Origin of the sequence: Arsenophonus sp. ENCA (assembly GCF_002287155.1) — a bacterium.
GTDB lineage: Bacteria > Pseudomonadota > Gammaproteobacteria > Enterobacterales > Enterobacteriaceae > Arsenophonus > Arsenophonus nilaparvatae.
This window is the reverse complement of the sequence record NZ_NHNG01000757.1, coordinates 1-2,143: the sequence shown is the minus strand read 5'-3', so window position 1 is coordinate 2,143 and position 2,143 is coordinate 1. Positions and strand designations below refer to the sequence as shown.

3 protein-coding genes and 2 pseudogenes are annotated in these 2,143 nt (G+C 45.5%); 1 reads left to right on the top strand and 4 read right to left on the bottom strand.

The window, feature by feature from the left end:
• Positions 1-353: transposase family protein (locus CBG25_RS19610; RefSeq protein ID WP_290603898.1), on the top strand; the 353-nt coding region annotated here is incomplete at its 5' end.
• Positions 354-406: 53 nt separating this feature from the next.
• Here the strand turns inward: CBG25_RS19610 and CBG25_RS19605 are convergent.
• The 4 genes and pseudogenes from CBG25_RS19605 to CBG25_RS19590 form a co-directional block, all read right to left on the bottom strand.
• Positions 407-541: pseudogene (locus CBG25_RS19605) on the bottom strand (phage major capsid protein); the annotation flags it as partial.
• A 10-nt stretch (positions 542-551) separates the two neighbouring features.
• Positions 552-1,151, bottom strand: coding sequence for an HK97 family phage prohead protease (locus CBG25_RS19600; protein ID WP_290608744.1), 600 nt, complete (start codon positions 1,149-1,151; stop codon positions 552-554).
• Positions 1,144-1,977, bottom strand: a pseudogene (locus CBG25_RS19595) (phage portal protein); the annotation flags it as partial. The gene CBG25_RS19600 and the pseudogene CBG25_RS19595, both read right to left, overlap by 8 nt.
• Positions 1,896-2,143 (bottom strand): hypothetical protein (locus CBG25_RS19590; protein WP_290608742.1); only part of this gene is annotated, 248 nt, incomplete at its 5' end. The pseudogene CBG25_RS19595 and the gene CBG25_RS19590, both read right to left, overlap by 82 nt.

Here is a 2,143-nt window from a genome sequence, read left to right as displayed (position 1 = left end):
TGAGCAAAAATGGGCGCCGTCACGATAAACGCTTACTCGATAAAGTCGATATAATTCGCCATATTCCTCCTGAGGTAACCATCTGGGCAGATACCGGTTTTCAAGGTATAGATAAACAGCATCCTAATACACAAATCCCAAAAAAAGGAACTCGAAAAAGACCTTTATCGCCTGAACAAAAACAAGAAAATAAAATAATCTCGGGCATCCGTATTACAGTTGAACACGCCATCGCGGGTATCAAGCGCCTCGGTTGCATGACCCAAATTTTACGGAATCGTAGACCCTTTATTGATGATACCTTCTTACTCCTTAGCGCAGGTCTTTGGAATTTCCATCTCAGAACAGCGTAAAATTTACTTCAATCACCGAAACACCCTTATTTCACTATTAAGCAACACGCTTTTTGCAGCAATGCCTTGGCCTTATTCCACTCAGTACGTTGTTCATCCGTCCAGGCGTTATCGCCAATTTTTTCATTGAGCGCCCGCATATCGGTCGCTACAGTCTGGCGTTTTTGTTGCAACTCGTGGAGTTTCATCTTGTATCCTTTAAACATTTAATAAAGTCAATAGACGCTCGCGCGCCATTCTTTGATTGATGGCGTGTTGAAGCACACCTGTTTCTTTTGCTTGCTGCCAGGCTTTTAGTGATCGGACAGCCGAGTCCGTATCCTGATAGGCCGGATAAGTGACGGGACTGACATCGAAAAGCCGGGAAAACCGATGGATTTCACGTATTACAATGCCTTCGTCGTCCTCATACCAATGCTCACCATCGTGAGCAACGCGAAATCCAAATGATGATTGGTCAATATCGCCTCTTCGCATTGGCTCCAGCACCAAATCGCGGATTGTCTGGGTATCGGGTGCACAGATGTCGTACTGCAAACCGCGTTCATCCACCGATAACGCCAGTGTTCCGGCTACCGTGCGGCCAAGAATGAAATTGGCATCGTGATTAAATAGCGCTCTCACATCATCATTGAGCACACCATCAAATGCGTTGGGCTTTATGATTTCTCTAAAACCCCATAGCGGCTCGGAGCGACTATTGAACACAGAGCCATAGCCAATAATTCGTGAGGGGTGGGCATCTTGTTGTTCCGTTCTAATATTTCCGCTATAACAGCGCGTTTCCCTGTCAAGCATCGGCAATTTCCTCTTTGATTTTTTCTTTTGTCTCTTCATCGGTCGTTAAAGGGATTGGGTTGGCGGCATTAACGCTCACCAGCATTTCATCCAGTCCATCTACTGGATTCATGTCTTCAAAGGCCCGTGCTTCATTGCGACTCATCCAACCATCAATAATGGCGTAATGATAGAATTGAGCACGTTCTTGGGGGGTTCCGCGCATCAAACCAGCGAGATTAAAACGTACGTAAAAGCCTGCACGTCGCTCAGCGCGAGTAAATAAACGCCGATTAAGCTCCTGCTCCCAATTAGCCACCCAGGGCATGATGCTATAACGTACAAAGTGAATGGCTTGTGCAGTGATATTGCTGTAGGTGGCTTTCTCCAAATCGTTAATCATATGCGACGGTAGATTAAAAATACCCGCAATCATTGAACGATTGAGTTTCATCATGTCAATAATTTGTGCATCGACTGGCGAAACGGTCAGCGCCTTGTAATCCAGATCTGCCGGGATAAGCAGCGTTTTGTTTTCTTCGCGCCGCAATGTCGACATGGCATTGGCCCACATCGCCTTTAAGCGTTCCCAGCCTTCCTTCTGAATTTCGCCTTTGACTGAAACAATACCGGTAGGTCGCGCATTACCTGCAAAGAAACTGGCGGTATAGTGTTGTCCACTCATGCCTATGCCAATCGTATCCGCGTGTTGCAAAATCGGACTTAATCCCATTTTCTGGTTATTGCCCAGTGCTTGAATGTGGATCATGTCGTCCATCGACACGGCAAAATTGCCTTGCTCGTTGTAAACGCCGTAGGTATAGCGTCCTCCGGTATTAATGAGGCTGTCGCAAAAGGGGTGGAATTTTTTTTCAACAATATCCCGCCGTGCAGATTTTCTCTTTTTCTGATTTTAGTTTGTACAAATAATAGACTAAAAATCATCCATAATATCAGAGCAACCGCTCTTGATAAGTTATAGGCCATTGCATGCAGGGTAAATTCGAGCTTTA

What these genes read in the sequence shown, in the direction of transcription:
- CBG25_RS19600 (WP_290608744.1), bottom strand. Translation starts at nt 1,151, where the DNA reads ATGCTTGACAGGGAAACGCGCTGTTATAGCGGAAATATTAGAACGGAA.